Raw genomic sequence first — 16,190 nt, 5'->3', positions numbered from 1 at the left:
AATTTCTATAAAGCCATAAAAAACCAAGAGGACAGCATGCAAGTCAGCGAAATTCTTGCGGTAAAGGGCCAGGCCCTGTTCACGATCGCGCCAGGCAAGACGCTGGCCGATGCTGTGGCGATCATGACTGGCCAGGACGTGGGCTCGCTCGTCGTCTTCGATGCGGGGCGCATGGTCGGCATGCTGACCTTCCGCGAGGTGCTCAAGGCTGTACAGCAGGGCGGTGCAGCCTGGGGCGGCATGGCCATTTCGGGCGTCATGGTGCGCGAGCCCGTCGTGGCCGGTCCGGGGATGGAAGTCGACGATCTGCGCCGCCTGATGATCGAGCATCACATGCGCTACCTGCCGGTCATGGACGGCGGCACGCTGATGGGCGTCATTTCCTTCCACGACGTGGCGCGGGCGGTGCTCGAGGAGCAGAGCTTCGAGAACCGCATGCTGAAGGCCTACATCCGCGACTGGCCTGCCGAGGCCGGCGGCAGTTGATTCTCGATGTTTTGTCCTGCGCGCCGCCACCGGCGCGCAGGGTTGTCTCGTTACCTGTCAAATAAACCGATACCAAGTCTCAGGAGGGGAAATGGAGAAAGCCTGGCTCAAGAGCTATCCCGCCGGCGTGCCGGCGGAGATCGACGTCAATGAATTCAAGTCGATCGGCCAGTTGTTCGACCGCAGCGTGCGCACTTTCCGCGACCGCGTCGCTTATACCAACATGGGCAAGTCGATCACCTACGGCGAACTGGACGGGCATACGCGCGACTTTGCCGCCTACCTGCAGTCGCTGGGCCTGGCCAAGGGTGCGCGCGTCGCCGTGATGATGCCCAACCTGCTGCAGGACCCGGTGAGCATCTACGGCATCCTGCGCGGCGGCTACACGGTGGTGAACTGCAATCCCCTCTATACGGCGCGCGAGCTCGAGCACCAGTTGAAGGATTCCGGCGCCGAGGCGATCGTCATCGTCGAGAACTTCGCCAGCGTGCTGCAGGAATGCATCGCCAAAACCCCCGTCAAGCACGTCATCGTCACCAGCCTGGGCGACATGCTCGGTTTTCCCAAGGGCGCCATCGTCAACTTCGTCGTCAGGCACGTAAAGAAGATGGTACCGGCCTGGAGCCTGCCGGGATCGGTGCGCTTCAATGACATCCTGGCGCGCGGCGCCCGGCTTGACTTCAAGGAGGTGGAGGTCGGCCACGAGGACATCGCCTTCCTGCAGTACACCGGCGGGACGACGGGCGTTTCCAAGGGCGCCATGCTGACCCACCGCAACATCATCGCCAACCTGCAGCAGGCACACGCCTGGCTGAAGCCCTTCCTGCCCGAGCAGGGCACCATCGTCACGGCGCTGCCGCTGTATCATATCTTCGCCCTGACGGCGAACTGCCTGACCTTCTTCAAGATCGGCTGGAGCAACCTGCTCATCACCAACCCGCGCGACATCCCGGGCTTCGTCAAGGAACTGTCCAAGCATCCCTTCGAGGCCATCACCGGCGTGAATACCCTGTTCAACGCCCTGCTCAACGACCCGGATTTCGCCAAGCTCGACTTCTCCAGGCTGAGCATCACTCTTGGTGGCGGCATGGCCGTGCAGAAGGCGGTGGCGGACAAATGGAAACAGGTCACCGGGGTGCCATTGATCGAGGCTTATGGCCTGACGGAAACCTCGCCGGCGGCGACCATCAACCCGCTCGACCTGAAGGAGTACAACGGTGCCATCGGCCTGCCGGTGTCCTCGACCGAGGTCGCCATCCGCGACGATGCCGGCAACGACCTGCCGATCGGGGAAGCCGGCGAAATCTGTGTCCACGGCCCGCAGGTGATGCGCGGCTACTACAATCGCCCCGAGGAGACCGCGAAGGTCATCATGTCTGACGGCTTCCTGCGTACGGGCGACGTCGGCGTGATGGACGAGAAGGGCTTCGTGCGCATCGTCGATCGCAAGAAGGACATGATCCTGGTCTCCGGCTTCAACGTCTATCCGAACGAGATCGAGGCGGTTGTCGCCATGCACCCGGGCGTGCTGGAGGTGGCGGCGGTGGGCGTGCCGGACGAGAAGTCGGGGGAGGCGGTGAAGATCTTCATTGTCAAGAAAGACCCGGCCCTCAGCGCAGAGGCGGTGATCGCCCACTGCAAGGAAAACCTTACCGGCTACAAAGTGCCGAAATTGGTCGAGTTCCGCGCCGAGCTGCCGAAGACCAACGTCGGCAAGATCCTGCGCCGGGCACTGCGCGACGAAACAGTGGCCAAGTAATCAAGAGGCTGCATGGGGAAAGGCCGCCTGCAGCGGCCTTTTTCATTTTCGCCCGCCTTTGGCGCCCCCTTTGTCCCAGGCATAGCGCTGCGTGCGCTGCCACCGCGTTGCCGGCTGGATGGCGGAATTCGGCACAGGCTGATCGGGTGCGGGTTTCTTGGGGCCTTTGGCGCCGTGCCGCCGGGACTGACTTTTGCTCATGGCTACCGGGGAAGCGAATGATGTCCCTATGATAAACTCGCGCTTGAATTCACTCCAGCCAGCCCCATGTCCGGCAACACCCTCGGCACACTGTTCTGCGTCACTTCCTTTGGCGAGTCGCACGGCCCGGCGATCGGCTGTGTCGTCGACGGCTGTCCGCCGGGTCTGGCGCTCAGCGAGGCAGACATCCAGGTCGAACTGGACCGGCGCAAGCCCGGCACCTCGCGCCACGTCACGCAGCGGCGCGAATCCGACACCGTCGAGATCCTCTCCGGGGTTTTCGAGGGCCGTACCACCGGCACGCCGATTGCGCTGCTCATCCGCAACGAGGATCAGCGCAGCAAGGACTACGGCAACATCGCCGAGACTTTCCGGCCGGGGCACGCCGACTACACCTACTGGCAGAAATACGGCATCCGTGACTACCGCGGCGGTGGCCGCGCCTCGGCGCGCGAGACGGCGGTGCGCGTGGCGGCCGGCGCCATCGCCCGGAAATGGCTGCGCGAGCGCTATGGCATCGTCGTGCGCGGCTGCCTGTCGCAACTCGGGCCGATCGGGATAACGTTCAAGTCGTGGGAGGGCGTGTACGCCAATCCCTTCTTTGTCGCCGATCCGGACTGCGTGACGAAGCTTGAAGACTACATGGACCAATTGCGCAAGTCGGGCGATTCGGTCGGCGGCAAGGTCACCGTGGTGGCCGAGGGCGTGCCGGTCGGCTGGGGCGAGCCGGTGTATGACCGGCTGGACGCGGACATCGCCTATGCGATGATGGGCATCAATGCCGTGAAGGGCGTCGAAATTGGCGCCGGCTTTGCCAGTGTTGCGCAAAGGGGCACCGAGCATTCGGACGAAATGACGCCGGAGGGCTATCTCTCGAACAATGCCGGCGGTACCCTGGGAGGCATCTCGAGCGGACAGGAAGTCGTCGTGCATGTCGCCGTCAAGCCGACTTCCAGCATCCGCCTGCCGCGCCGGTCGATCGACAAGCAGGGCCGGCCCGTGACGGTGGAAACCCATGGACGCCACGATCCCTGCGTTGCCATTCGTGCCACGCCGGTGGCCGAAGCCATGCTGGCGCTGGTGCTGATGGACCACGCGCTGCGCCACCGCGCGCAATGCGGCGACGTCAGCTGCCCGACGCCGAAGATCGCCGCGCGCGCACCGAAAACGGCAGCTCCGATCGGTGCCGCCGTGGAAAATCCCGAACCGGACGAGGCCTGAGCGCCACGACCGGTGATTTCATTTCAATCAAGGAAAGCATCATGGAATTGCAGCAGCACGACCTGCACCACGAATTCCCCGAGTACAAGGACGCCATCCACCAGTTGAAGACCGGCAATCACCACTTTGCCAAGCTCTTCGACGAGTACCACCGCGTAAACAAGGATATCCGGCGCATCGAGGAAAACGAGGAACCAGTGATGGATGAGGCCCTAGAGGACATGAAGAAGGAACGCCTCAGGCTGAAGGACGAGTTGCACGCCATGCTGCGCGCCTACAAGGCATAAGGCGGTGACCCGGGGCGCTGTGCGCCCCGTCCGCATTTCACGCCTGATGGTTCCCTACTGGCGCCTGTCGGCGTACTACTTCTTCTACTTCGCCTTCATCGGCGCCTTTTCCCCCTACTTCACGCTCTACCTGAAGTCGCTGGAGTTCTCGGCCTGGGACATCGGCGTGCTGATGTCGCTGATGCAGGTCATGCGCCTGCTGGCGCCGAACCTGTGGGGCTGGCTGGCGGACCGGCTCGGCGCCAAGACGCCGATCGTGCGCGGCGCGGCGCTGATGAGCCTCTTCGGCTTTTCCTGCTTTTTCTTCACGCAGAGCTTCGCCGGGTTCTTTATCGGCATGACGCTGCTGGCCTTCTTCTGGAGTGCTTCGCTGCCGCTGGTCGAGGCGCTGACTTTCACGCACCTCGGCGCGCAGGCCAGCCGCTACGGCGCGATCCGCCTGTGGGGCTCGGTCGGCTTCATCACCGCGGTTCTGGGACTGGGTTGGCTGCTCGACCGCCTGCCGCTTTCGGCGACCTTGTGGGTTTCGGTGGCGATCCTGGGCGGCATTCTCGCCTGCGCCCTGGTGCTTCCGGAAAAACGGGAAGAAAGGCACGAGACCGACCGCCTGCCGATCGGCGACATCCTGCGCCGACGGGAAGTGAAGGCCCTGTTCGCCGCCTGCTTCTTCATGGCGGCGGCGCACGGCGCGCTGTATGTGTTCTATTCGATCTACCTCGTCAGCCGCGGCTACGGCACGACCATGGTCGGCTTTTTGTGGACGCTGGGTGTGGTGGCCGAAATCGTCGTCTTCCTGTACCTGCCGCGCCTGCTACACGCTTTTCCGCTGCGCGCCATCCTGCTGTTCAGCTTTGCCTGCGCATTCGTGCGCTTTCTCTTGATTGGCTGGGGCGTCGAATGGCTGGCGGTCGTTTTGGTCGCGCAGTTGCTGCATGCGGCGACGTTCGGCGCTTATCACGCGGCGGCGGTAGCCGCGGTTAATCGCTGGTTTGCCGGCCGTCACCAGGCGCGCGGGCAGGCGCTCTACGGCAGCGTGTCTTTCGGTGCCGGCGGTATGCTGGGAGGGCTGCTCAGCGGTTGGGCCTGGGATGCAACGGGTGCCGAGCTGACATATACGATGAGTTCCGCCTTCGCCTTGGCCGGCATGATTATCCTCTGGCGCGGCTGGCGGCCTGCCTAGCTAAGGCTACTCTCCCCGATCGTTCTTGCCGTCTCCGGCAGAAGAATGAGGCGTTGCGTCTTCACCCTGCTGCTGCGCCTTCTCGAACTGATCCCAGGAATCCTCCGCGACATGATATTCGGGATTGGCCTTGGCCTGGCGGATGCCCTGGGAGACGTATTCGTCCTCCCGTGTAGCGGGTTTGATGTCGGCCGTATCCTGGGGGGATGAGGTGCCAATGGGCAGGGGAAAGCGCCAGAAAACGCGGTCGACCTGAAGCCCGAGCGCCTTTTCGACATGACTGATGAGGGAGGCTTCGACGATGTGGGAATAACGAAAGCGCTTGAGGGGCTCTGATTCGACCAGGACCAGGAGCTTGTCTTGTACAGGATGGCACTGGGCAACAACCTGAGCGCCGCTGCGTGCGAAATAATCCTTTACGGCTGCAGCAATGCGGTCGGCGTTGGCGGCTGCCATGCGTTGCTTTCGCTGTGTTGTGTATGTATAGAACCCAGCGCCGGCCGCAACCAGGATTACCAGGCCGATAGCGAGAATTGACGTATTCATAAAGCACCCCCGAGCCTGCTGCGGTGCGGCAAGGCTGGACCGATTTCGATATAATTCAAAAGGTTTCAGTAGGAATCATACTATGCCGCAAATGCCCTATGGCATGACGACGTTGGTTCGCCGTGCTTTTCATGGCGTGGCATTGAGCGCAGGTGCTTGAAATTACTCGAAGCGGGGATGTGATCATGAAACGACTGAATCTGTTACTGGCCTTTATCGCCATGCTTGCGCTGGCAGCCTGCAATACTGTCCAGGGCGTGGGCAAGGACATCCAGGCGGGCGGCAAGGCGGTGGAGAAGGTGGCCAAGTAAGTCAGCACCAAGTGCCACCGGGGCGTCATGACGGCGCTGCGGCGGCGGTTTCCGGAGAAGAGAGGACTCGAATGAAAGTTTGTGTATTGCCGGGCGATGGCATCGGCCCCGAAATCGTTGACCAGGCCGTGCGTGTCCTCGAGGCGCTGCGCCAGGATGGCATCAAGCTGGAGATGGAGACGGCGCTGCTGGGCGGCTGCGCGGTGGATGCCGCCGGAGATCCCTACCCGGAAGCGACCCGCAAGCTGGCGCGCGAGGCCGACGCGGTGCTGCTCGGCGCCGTCGGCGGCCCGCAATACGACACGCTGCCGCGTGAGAAGCGTCCGGAGCGCGGCCTGCTCGGCATCCGCAAAGATCTTGGGCTATTCGCCAACTTGCGGCCGGCAGTGCTTTACCCAGAGCTTGCCAATGCCTCCAGCCTCAAGCCCGAAGTGGTGGCAGGATTGGATATCCTCATCGTGCGCGAGCTGACCGGCGACATCTATTTCGGTGAACCGCGCGGCATCGAGACGCGCAACGGCGAGAAGGTCGGCATCAACACCATGATCTACTCGGAGTCCGAGATCCGCCGCATCGCCAAGGTGTCGTTCGAAGCGGCGCGCAAGCGCAACCGCAAGCTCTGCTCGGTGGACAAGATGAACGTGCTGGAGTGCACCCAGCTGTGGCGCGACGTGGTGACCGACGAGGCGAAGAACTATCCCGACGTCGAGCTGTCGCACATGCTGGTGGATAACGCCGCCATGCAGCTGGTGCGCAACCCCAAGCAGTTCGACGTCATGGTGACGGGCAACATGTTCGGCGACATCCTGTCCGACGAGGCATCGATGCTGACCGGCTCCATCGGCATGCTGCCCTCGGCTTCGCTCGACGAAAAGGGCAAGGGGCTGTACGAGCCGATCCACGGCTCGGCACCGGACATCGCGGGACAAGGCGTCGCCAACCCGCTGGCGACCATCCTGTCGGCGGCGATGATGCTGCGCTACACCTTCGGCCAGGAGGCCGCCGCCCAGCGCATCGAGGGCGCGGTGAAGAAGGTGCTGCAGCAGGGCCTGCGCACCGGCGATATCTTCGAGGCGGGCATGAAGAAGGTGGGCACCAGGGAGATGGGCGACGCGGTGATCGCGGCGCTGTAGGCGACGACAACATTATCTAGGCAGGGTTTTCAAATGAAACGAGTGGGTCTGGTGGGCTGGCGCGGCATGGTCGGCTCCGTGCTGATGCAGCGCATGATGGAAGAGCGGGATTTCGACCTGATCGATCCGGTTTTCTTCACGACCTCGCAGGTGGGTGGCAAAGGCCCGGCCATCGGCCGCGACGTGCCGGCATTGCAGGATGCGCGTGACGTCGGCGCGCTGAAGGCAATGGACATCATCATTTCCTGCCAGGGCGGCGATTACACAACCGAAGTATTCCCCAAGCTGCGCGCGGCCGGCTGGAACGGCCACTGGATCGATGCCGCCTCGTCGCTGCGCATGAAAGACGACGCCGTGATCATCCTCGATCCGGTCAACCTCGATGTCATCAAGAGTGCCCTGGCGCGCGGCGGCCGCAGCTGGATCGGCGGCAACTGCACCGTCAGCCTGATGCTGATGGCGGTCGGCGCGCTCTACCAGCACGACCTCGTCGAGTGGATGAGCGCCATGACCTACCAGGCGGCTTCCGGCGCCGGCGCGCAGAACATGCGCGAATTGCTGACGCAGATGGGCGAAGTGCACCGTGTGGCGAAGGGCCTGCTCGACGATCCTGCCTCGGCGATCCTCGACATCGACCGCGAGGTGGCGGGCATTCTGCGCCAGGAAAACTTTCCAACCTCGAATTTCGGCGTGCCGCTGGCAGGCAGCCTGATCCCCTGGATCGACAAGGAGCTTGAGAACGGCCAGAGCCGGGAGGAGTGGAAAGGGCAGGCCGAAACCAACAAGATCCTTGGCCGCGAAGCCAGTCCGGTGCCGATCGACGGCATATGTGTCCGCGTCGGCGCCATGCGATGCCACAGCCAGGCGCTCACCCTCAAACTGAAAAGGGACGTGCCGCTCGACGAGATCGAAGGCATGATCGCCGAATCGAATGGCTGGGTGCGGGTGGTGCCGAACCACCGTGATGTCACTATCCGGGAGTTGACGCCGACCGCAGTGACCGGCACGCTGACGGTTCCGGTGGGGCGCCTGCGCAAGCTCAATATGGGGCCGCACTACCTGGGGGCATTCACCTGTGGCGACCAGTTGTTGTGGGGCGCAGCCGAACCGTTGCGGCGCATGCTAAGGATATTGCTCGAAGCCTAGGCCAGTCGCACCGAGGCCGGACTCGCTCAACGGCCTTTTCAAAACAACATCAATAGGATGGCAGGCCCGTCACGACAGGCCTTTGCCATCAGAAACCGGTTGATTTCCCGCCGGATTTGGCCAGAATGTGATGAGGAAGTTTAGCTTGCATAGCTAAGCTCATGATGTTATGTTACTTGTTCGGAAACTCTCCGCGAGGGGGACGCGGTGCATAAAAAAATCCTGAGACTCTCATTCAAGGCATCCATATTGGCGATGGCTCTGGCTGTGCTGCCGATGGGTGCGAACGCGGCGGGGCTGGGCCGGATCACGGTGCTTTCCGCATTGGGACAACCTCTGCGTGCCGAAGTCGAGCTGACGGCATCCCGCGAGGAGCTTTCCTCACTGTCGGCACGCCTTGCTTCGCATGATGCGTTCAAGCAGGCGGGCATCGAATTCGTTCCCGCCCTATCCAGCATCAAGCTGGTGATCGATAAACGTACGGCGGGGAAGCCGGTGATCCGGATGACAACGGATCGCCCGATCAATGAGCCATTTCTCGACCTGCTGATTGAATTGAACTGGACCGCCGGTCGCCTGGTACGGGAGTACACCTTTCTGCTGGATCCGGCACCTGATGTCCTGGCCCGCAAGCCTGTCGCCTCTCCTGCGGCGAAGAGCGATAGCACTTCCATAGCGCAGCCTTCCCCGGTTGCCTCCCCCAAACAGCCGGAGTTGCGCGCAGACGACAAACCGCGGACGGAGAAACCCGGAGAAGCGAAACCGGCCGGCGAAGCTCAGGGCCGCGAAGTACAGAAGGGCGAATACCTGCGCAAGATAGCTGCGGAAGCCCAATACGATGGCGTCAGCCTCGACCAGATGCTGGTCGCTATCTTCCGCAGCAACAAGGATGCCTTCATTGACAACAACATGCACCGCTTGAAGGCGGGCAGGATCCTGAACATCCCCGATCGGGAAGCCGTAGCGGCGGTGGATGGCCGAGAAGCCCGGAAAACCATCTCGGCGCATACCGCCGACTTCAATGCCTATCGCCAGAAATTGGCCTCGGCAGTTGCCGGCGCGGAGGCTCCGAAAGAAGATGCAGCCAAACAGGTTGCCACGGGCAAGATTGGCGCGAAGGTCGAGGACAAGGCCCCGGCCCCGACTGAAGCGAAGGACCAGTTGAAGGTATCCAAGGCGGAATCCGCCAAGGATGCCCGCTTGGCGCAAGGCAAGATTGCGGCACTGGAAGAAGACTTGGCAGCCAAGGATCGGGCGCTCAAGGAGGCACAGTCGCGCCAGGTCGAGTTGGAAAAGAACCTGAGGGATCTGGAGAAACTTGTCGAGTTGAAGAACCAGAACCTTGCCGAGCTGCAGAAACAGGCTGCTGCGAAGGCGGCCCCTGTGCCTGCCGCGCCGGCCAAGGCCCCGGAACCCGCTCCTGCTGCGGCCGCCGTGCCGGCTGCTGCGGAGAAGCCGGCTGAACCGGTGAAACCTGTCGAAGCCGCTCCTCCGGCCAAGCCGGTCGAGTCGGCCAAACCGGCTGAGGCGCCGAAACCGGCACCCAAGAAGGCGCCGCCGCCACCGCCGCCGCCACCCGAGCCGGATTTCATCGACGAAGTGATGGGGAATCCGGCCATTCTTGGCGGTGGCGTGCTGGTGCTGGGCCTGCTGGGTTTCGTTGCCTATCGCCAGCGGCAGAAAAAAAAACAACATGAAGACGGAGAAGCACCGCCGACAACGACAGCCAACCTGACGGCCAACTCCGTCTTCGGCGCTACCGGCGGTCAGAGCGTTGATACCACCGGCAGTTCGATGGCGACGGATTTCAGCCAGGCTTCCATCAGTGCCATCGATGCGGACGAGGGGGTTGATCCGGTGGCCGAGGCCGATGTGTATATGGCCTACGGTCGCGACGCGCAGGCCGAGGAGATCCTGCTTGACGCGTTGAAGACGGATCCGACCCGTACGGCGATCCACGTCAAGCTGCTGGAAATCTACGCCGGCCGCAAGAACAACAAGCAGTTCGAAACCCTGGCAAGCGATCTTTATGCCCAGACGGGCGGCGTCGGCGGCGATTGGGAAAAGGCCGCTGCGATGGGCTTGAAGCTTGACCCGGCCAATCCGCTATTTGGCGGGGCCACCGGGGACAAGCAGTCCGTCAATACCGATACGACCATCATCGTGCCGGCCGGCGAAACCAAGCAAATGCGCGACACCTGGACCATGCCGGGGGAATTGAGCCAGATTTCCGAGGCGGTGGAAAAGGGCGGTGCAGCAACGGTGATCCTGGAAAAACCGGTCGAGGCGTCGCTCGAGGCGCCTGCGACAGCGGCGGCACCCGCGCTGGATTTCGATCTCGACTTGGGTGCGCCTGCAGCGGCCCCGGCCGCGCCGGCGCCTGCTGCCGCCGCCCCCGCTGCTGCGGAGGCGGCCGGCTTGGACTTCGATCTTGGCCTGGATTTCAAACCGGCGGAGAGCAAGCCGGCCGCTGCCGAGTACAACCCCGAAGCGACCATGATTATGGATGTGGCGAAGGCGTCGAAGCCGCCTGCCGCCGACTTGGCGCTCGACATCAAGCTAGACGAGCCTGCTGCGGCACAGGCGGCCGACGAAGGTCTGCATTTCGATCTGGATCTGGGGGAACCGGCTGCGCCGGCGACTCCGGCTTCCCAACCGATCGATCTCGAAAAGACCCTTGCTGGCGGGAATGCCCTCGATTTCGATTTCAACATTGGCGCGCCGGCTGCTCCGCAGACCGCGCCTCAGGCCGAGCCCGATATCGATCTTGGTTCCATCAGTCTCGATCTTGGAGAGCCGGCTTCTCCCGCCGCCGAGCCTGCCGCGGGAGACGAAGTGACGACCAAGCTCGAACTGGCCAAGGCTTACGAAGAGATGGGCGACAAGGAAGGTGCGCGCGAACTGCTGACGGAAGTCGCCAAGGAAGGCAACGCCGAACAGCAGGCCAAGGCGCAGAGCATGCTCGCCAAGCTGGGCTGAACCGCCTGACGGAGGGCGCAATGCCCTCCGTCGTTTCCCTCCATCCTCGATGCTGCATCCAACCGTCCGTCTCATCGTTTGGGGCGTGATGACCGTACTTGTCCAATGGTTGCCGCTGGGCGGGCTGTTACTGGCTTGCGTCCTCGCCCTTGGCGCGGGTGTCTGGCTTTCGCCAGGGCGGCTGGGGTTGCTGATGAAGCGCACCCGTTGGCTGATCGTCTCGCTGGTGCTGCTCTTTGCCCTGGCTACACCAGGTGTCTATCTGCTACCTTCACTGGGCAGCCTCGGTCCGACGGACGAGGGGATGCGGCTTGGCTTCGAGCATCTGCTGCGGCTGGTCTTCGTGCTGGCGAGTCTGGCCGTGCTGCTGCTGTTCACAGGGCTGGAAGGCCTGGTGTCGGGCCTATATGGCCTGATATGGCCCTTGTCTTGGCTGGGGCTCGACCGCGGCCGAGTGGCGCTGCGCCTGATGCTGGTGATGCATTATGTCGAGCAGTCTCCGCCGGGCAGGCATTGGCGCGAGTGGTTGCAGGGCGAAGTCGCCTCCGGCGATCCAATGCGGCTGCGCTTGCAGGTTGTGCCCCTGCGCACCGTCGATTTCGCCGTGCTGGCGGGACTGACTATTGCCGTGGCCGTATTCATCGGAGCCGCAACATGAGGATTGCCCTGGGGCTGGAATACGATGGCGCCGTCTTTTCCGGCTGGCAGACGCAGCCGCAGGGCAATACCGTCCAGGATGCACTGGAGCGGGCGCTGGCTGAAATCGCCGGCTCGCCGGTTCGCGTGATGTGTGCCGGCCGTACCGATGCCGGCGTACACGCGGCAGCCCAGGTGGTGCATTTCGACGCGCCGGCTGCCAGGCCGGAGAATGCCTGGGTGCGCGGCGTGAATGCGCACCTGCCGGTCAGCATCGCCGTTCGCTGGTCACGCGAGCTGGCGGACGATTTCCATGCGCGCTTTTCCGCGCGTTCGCGCAGCTATCGCTATGTTTTGTACAACCATGCCGTGCGTCCCGCGCTGTTGCATGGCCGGGTCGGCTGGTTTCATCTTCCCCTTGATCTCGAAGCCATGCGCGCAGGTGCGGCATTGCTGGTGGGAGAGCAGGACTTCTCCGCCTTTCGCGCCGCCGAGTGCCAGGCCAAGACGCCAGTGAAAACGCTGCACCAGGCGGAGGTGCGGCGCGAGGGCGACTGCATCGTCTTCGATTTCCGCGCCAGCGCCTTCCTGCACCACATGGTGCGCAACATGGTTGGCGCGCTCGTCTATGTCGGCAAGGGCGCGCATGCGCCGGAATGGATCGCAGAGCTGATCGCCAGCCGCGACCGCAGCCTGGCGGCGCCGACCTTCTCGCCGCATGGGCTGTATCTGTCCGGCGTCGAGTACGAGGCGCGCTGGCAGTTGCCCATGAATGGCCGTATCATCGCGCCTTTCCCACCGACGGCCTTTTAGCTTGCCAAGAACCCGCGTCAAGATTTGCGGCATCACCCGACCCGAGGATGCGCGCACGGCGGTCGAACTGGGCGCCGACGCGCTCGGCCTGGTCTTTTACGCGCCCAGCCCGCGCTGCGTCAGCGTCGAGCAGGCCTGGGAGATCGCCCGCGTCGTGCCGCCCTTCGTCACCCTGGTCGGCCTGTTCGTGAACGAGACCAAGCTCACGGTGCGGCGCGTCATGGAGGCGGTGCCGATCCAGTTGCTGCAGTTCCATGGCGACGAAGAGGAGTCCTTCTGCCGTTCCTTCCATGCCCCGTACATAAAGGCGGCGCGGGTGAGACCGGGCCTCGATTTGGTAAAATATGCGGAGACCTATCCTTCCGCCCAGGGGCTGTTGCTCGACGCCTACGTCGAGGGCTACGGCGGCGGCGGCAAGACCTTCGACTGGTCGCTGATCCCGCCGCGCCTGCCTTTGCCGCAGATCCTGTCGGGCGGCCTGGATGCCGGCAATGTGGCCGAGGCAGTGCATGCCGTGCGGCCGTGGGCGGTGGATGTCAGCAGCGGGGTGGAAGCCGCCAAGGGAATCAAGGACGCGGGGAAGGTCGCCGCGTTCATAGCCGGAGTAAGAGATGGGGATGTACGACTTACCTGATGCGCGCGGCCATTTCGGCCCCTACGGCGGCACCTTCGTCGCCGAGACGCTGATCGAGGCGCTCGACGAGCTCAAGCGCGCCTACGCCGAAGCTCGCGCCGATCCCGCCTTCAAGGCCGAGTTCGAGTACGAGCTCAAGCACTACGTCGGCCGTCCCAGCCCGATCTATCACGCGAAACGCTGGTCGGAGTTGCTCGGCGGGGCGCAGATCTACCTCAAGCGCGAGGATCTCAACCACACCGGCGCGCACAAGGTCAACAACTGCATCGGCCAAGCCATGCTGGCGCGCCGCATGGGCAAGCCGCGCGTCATCGCCGAGACCGGCGCCGGCCAGCACGGCGTCGCCACCGCCACCGTCGCCGCGCGCTACGGCATGGAGTGCGTGGTCTATATGGGCTCGGAGGACGTCAAGCGCCAAGCCGCCAACGTCTATCGCATGAAGCTGCTCGGCGCCAGCGTGGTGCCGGTCGAGTCCGGCTCGAAGACGCTGAAAGATGCCTTGAACGAGGCGATGCGAGACTGGGTTACCAACGTCGGTAACACCTTCTACATCATCGGCACGGTGGCCGGCCCGCATCCCTACCCGATGATGGTGCGCGACTTCCAGTCGGTGATCGGCGAGGAGTGCCGCGTACAGATGCCGGAACTGGCGGGGCGCCAGCCGGACGTCGTTATCGCCTGCGTCGGCGGCGGCTCCAACGCCATGGGCATTTTCTACGATTACATTCCCGACGAATCCGTGAAGCTGGTCGGCGTCGAGGCGGCCGGCTACGGCCTTGCCAGCGGCCACCACTCCGCCTCGCTCATCGCCGGCCGGCCCGGCGTGCTGCACGGCAACCGCACCTACCTCCTGCAGGACGAGAACGGCCAGATCATCGAAACGCACTCGATCTCCGCCGGCCTCGACTATCCCGGCGTCGGTCCCGAGCATGCCTGGCTCAAGGACAGTCATCGCGCTGACTACGTCGCCGTCACGGACGACGAGGCCTTGGCCGCCTTCCACGCCTTGTGCCGCAACGAGGGCATCATTCCTGCATTGGAGTCCTCGCATGCGCTGGCCTATGCCGCCAAGCTGGCGCCGACGCTGCCGAAGGACAAGCTCCTGCTGGTTAACCTCTCCGGCCGCGGCGACAAGGACATGCACACCGTGGCGGAGAAGTCGGGGATCCAATTCTGATGTCGCGCATCAAGAGCACTTTCGAGAAACTTGCCGGTCAGGGACGCAAGGCCCTGATTCCCTTCATCACCGCCGGCGATCCCGACCCCGCCCTGACGCTGCCGCTGATGCGCGCGCTGGTGACGGGCGGCGCCGACATCATCGAGCTGGGCGTGCCCTTCTCCGACCCGATGGCGGACGGCCCGACCATCCAGCGCGCCTCCGAGCGGGCGCTCAAGCACGGCGTCTCGCTGCGCCAGGTGCTGGCCATCGTGCGTGAATTCCGCGCCGGCGATGCCAATACGCCGGTGGTGCTGATGGGCTACGCCAACCCGATCGAGGCGATGGGGATCGGCGCCTTCGCCGCCGAGGCGAAGCAGGCAGGCGTCGATGGCGTCCTTGTGGTGGACTATCCTCCCGAGGAGTGCACCGACTTCGCGGCGAAGATCAAGGTGGCCGGTATCGATCCGATCTTTTTGCTGGCGCCGACCTCGACGGACGAACGCTTCGGCCAGGTGGCCGAAGTGGGCAGCGGCTATATATATTACGTCTCGTTGAAGGGTGTCACCGGTGCAGGCCATCTCGACCTGGACGAGGTGTCCCGGCGAATCCCGGGCATTCGCAAGAAAGTCGGCATGCCGGTCGGCGTAGGCTTTGGCATCCGCGACGCCGAGAGCGCGCGGCGCATCGCCGCGGTGGCCGATGCGGTGGTGATCGGCAGCCGCATCATTGAAGAGATCGAGAAGAGTCCGCGCGAGCAGGTCATTGCCAATGTGACGGGGTTCCTGCGCGGCATCCGTAGCGCACTGGATGAACAGGCCGTTGCCAGGGAGATGACGCGATGAGCTGGTTGCAGAAGCTGCTGCCGCCCAAGATCAAGCGCGCAGAGGGCGCCAAGAAGTCGATTCCCGAGGGGCTCTGGTGCAAGTGCCCCAGTTGCGAGGCGACGCTCTACAGTTCGGATCTCGAGAAGAACCTCAACGTCTGCCCCAAGTGCGGTCATCACCACCGCCTGCGCGCCCGCGCCCGGCTCGACTTGCTGCTCGATGCGGAAGGCCGCTTCGAGATCGGCGCCGAGGTACTACCGGTCGACCCGCTCAAGTTCAAGGACAGCAGGCGTTACCCGGAACGGCTCAATGCCGCCGTGGACGAGACGGAGGAGGGCGATGCGCTGGTGGTGATGCAGGGCGCGGTGAAAACTCTGCCGGTGGTGATCGCCGCTTTCGAATTCGATTTCATGGGCGGTTCGATGGGATCGGTAGTGGGCGAGCGCTTCGTGCGCGGTGTGCGCGTGGCCGTCGAGCAGCAGATGCCCTTCATCTGCATCACGGCCACCGGCGGCGCGCGCATGCAGGAGGGCCTGTTCTCGCTGATGCAGATGGCCAAGACCACAGCGGCCGTCACGCAGCTCTCGGCCAACCGGCTGCCCTTCATTTCCATCCTCACCGACCCGACCATGGGCGGCGTCTCGGCCAGTTTCGCCTTCGTCGGCGACGTGGTCATGGCTGAACCGGGCGCGCTGATCGGCTTCGCCGGCCCGCGCGTCATCGAGCAGACGGTGCGCGAGAAGCTGCCGGAAGGCTTCCAGCGCGCCGAATTCCTGCTCGAAAAGGGCGCCATCGACATGATCGTCGACAGGCGCGAGATGCGCGACAAGCTGGCGTCGCTGTTGACCCTGCTGCAAAAAATTCCCGCGGTCTGA

General features: G+C 63.8%; 16 protein-coding genes. 15 read left to right on the top strand and 1 reads right to left on the bottom strand.

All coding sequences use genetic code 11. The annotated features are described in order from the left end of the window. The first annotated feature begins 36 nt into the window (after window positions 1-36). From ROZ00_08100 to ROZ00_08080, 5 genes are all read left to right on the top strand, one after another. The gene (locus ROZ00_08100) at window positions 37-486 is read left to right on the top strand and encodes a CBS domain-containing protein (protein MDT3736169.1); all 450 of its coding nucleotides are present in this window, start codon (window positions 37-39) and stop codon (window positions 484-486) included. A 91-nt stretch (window positions 487-577) separates the two neighbouring features. Continuing rightward, window positions 578-2,245 (top strand): long-chain-fatty-acid--CoA ligase, encoded by a 1,668-nt coding sequence (locus ROZ00_08095; protein ID MDT3736168.1) that lies wholly within the window; start codon window positions 578-580, stop codon window positions 2,243-2,245. Between the two features lie 267 nt (window positions 2,246-2,512). Beyond that, a complete protein-coding gene (gene aroC, locus ROZ00_08090) occupies window positions 2,513-3,667 on the top strand; it encodes a chorismate synthase (GenBank protein ID MDT3736167.1) in 1,155 nt (384 codons plus the stop codon). 41 nt (window positions 3,668-3,708) lie between these two features. Then, entirely contained in the window at window positions 3,709-3,954 is a 246-nt protein-coding gene (locus ROZ00_08085) for a YdcH family protein (protein ID MDT3736166.1), read from the top strand. A gap of 43 nt (window positions 3,955-3,997) precedes the next feature. Then, entirely contained in the window at window positions 3,998-5,134 is a 1,137-nt protein-coding gene (locus tag ROZ00_08080) for an MFS transporter (protein MDT3736165.1), read from the top strand. A 6-nt stretch (window positions 5,135-5,140) separates the two neighbouring features. Here the strand turns inward: ROZ00_08080 and ROZ00_08075 are convergent, their stop codons facing one another. After that, window positions 5,141-5,590: a hypothetical protein gene (locus ROZ00_08075; GenBank protein ID MDT3736164.1), complete on the bottom strand. Its 450-nt coding sequence runs from the start codon at window positions 5,588-5,590 to the stop codon at window positions 5,141-5,143. 275 nt (window positions 5,591-5,865) lie between these two features. On the opposite strand from ROZ00_08075, the gene ROZ00_08070 reads away from it, so the two are divergent. The 10 genes from ROZ00_08070 (at window position 5,866) to accD (ending at window position 16,190) form a co-directional block, all read left to right on the top strand. Next, a complete protein-coding gene (locus ROZ00_08070) occupies window positions 5,866-5,991 on the top strand; it encodes an entericidin A/B family lipoprotein (GenBank protein ID MDT3736163.1) in 126 nt (41 codons plus the stop codon). Between the two features lie 71 nt (window positions 5,992-6,062). Next, a complete protein-coding gene (gene leuB, locus ROZ00_08065; GenBank protein MDT3736162.1) occupies window positions 6,063-7,124 on the top strand; it encodes a 3-isopropylmalate dehydrogenase in 1,062 nt (353 codons plus the stop codon). Window positions 7,125-7,157: 33 nt separating this feature from the next. Beyond that, entirely contained in the window at window positions 7,158-8,270 is a 1,113-nt protein-coding gene (gene asd / locus ROZ00_08060; GenBank protein ID MDT3736161.1) for an aspartate-semialdehyde dehydrogenase, read from the top strand. 207 nt (window positions 8,271-8,477) lie between these two features. Continuing rightward, a complete protein-coding gene (locus tag ROZ00_08055) occupies window positions 8,478-11,249 on the top strand; it encodes a FimV/HubP family polar landmark protein (protein ID MDT3736160.1) in 2,772 nt (923 codons plus the stop codon). A gap of 49 nt (window positions 11,250-11,298) precedes the next feature. After that, complete coding sequence (locus ROZ00_08050; protein ID MDT3736159.1) at window positions 11,299-11,907, top strand: hypothetical protein; 609 nt, start codon at window positions 11,299-11,301, stop codon at window positions 11,905-11,907. After that, window positions 11,904-12,698, top strand: a complete 795-nt coding sequence (gene truA, locus ROZ00_08045) for a tRNA pseudouridine(38-40) synthase TruA (GenBank protein MDT3736158.1) — start codon at window positions 11,904-11,906, stop codon at window positions 12,696-12,698. Before ROZ00_08050 ends, truA begins: the two co-directional genes overlap by 4 nt. Next, window positions 12,658-13,332, top strand: a complete 675-nt coding sequence (locus tag ROZ00_08040; protein MDT3736157.1) for a phosphoribosylanthranilate isomerase — start codon at window positions 12,658-12,660, stop codon at window positions 13,330-13,332. The genes truA and ROZ00_08040 overlap by 41 nt, the downstream gene beginning before the upstream one ends. After that, complete coding sequence (gene trpB, locus ROZ00_08035) at window positions 13,310-14,509, top strand: tryptophan synthase subunit beta (GenBank protein ID MDT3736156.1); 1,200 nt, start codon at window positions 13,310-13,312, stop codon at window positions 14,507-14,509. The genes ROZ00_08040 and trpB overlap by 23 nt, the downstream gene beginning before the upstream one ends. Next, a complete protein-coding gene (trpA, locus tag ROZ00_08030) occupies window positions 14,509-15,333 on the top strand; it encodes a tryptophan synthase subunit alpha (GenBank protein ID MDT3736155.1) in 825 nt (274 codons plus the stop codon). Before trpB ends, trpA begins: the two co-directional genes overlap by 1 nt. Next, complete coding sequence (accD, locus tag ROZ00_08025; GenBank protein ID MDT3736154.1) at window positions 15,330-16,190, top strand: acetyl-CoA carboxylase, carboxyltransferase subunit beta; 861 nt, start codon at window positions 15,330-15,332, stop codon at window positions 16,188-16,190. Before trpA ends, accD begins: the two co-directional genes overlap by 4 nt.

It is taken from the genome of Denitratisoma sp. (assembly GCA_032027165.1).
In the GTDB taxonomy this organism is placed as follows: domain Bacteria; phylum Pseudomonadota; class Gammaproteobacteria; order Burkholderiales; family Rhodocyclaceae; genus Desulfobacillus.
This window is presented reverse-complemented; position numbering and strand designations above follow the sequence as displayed.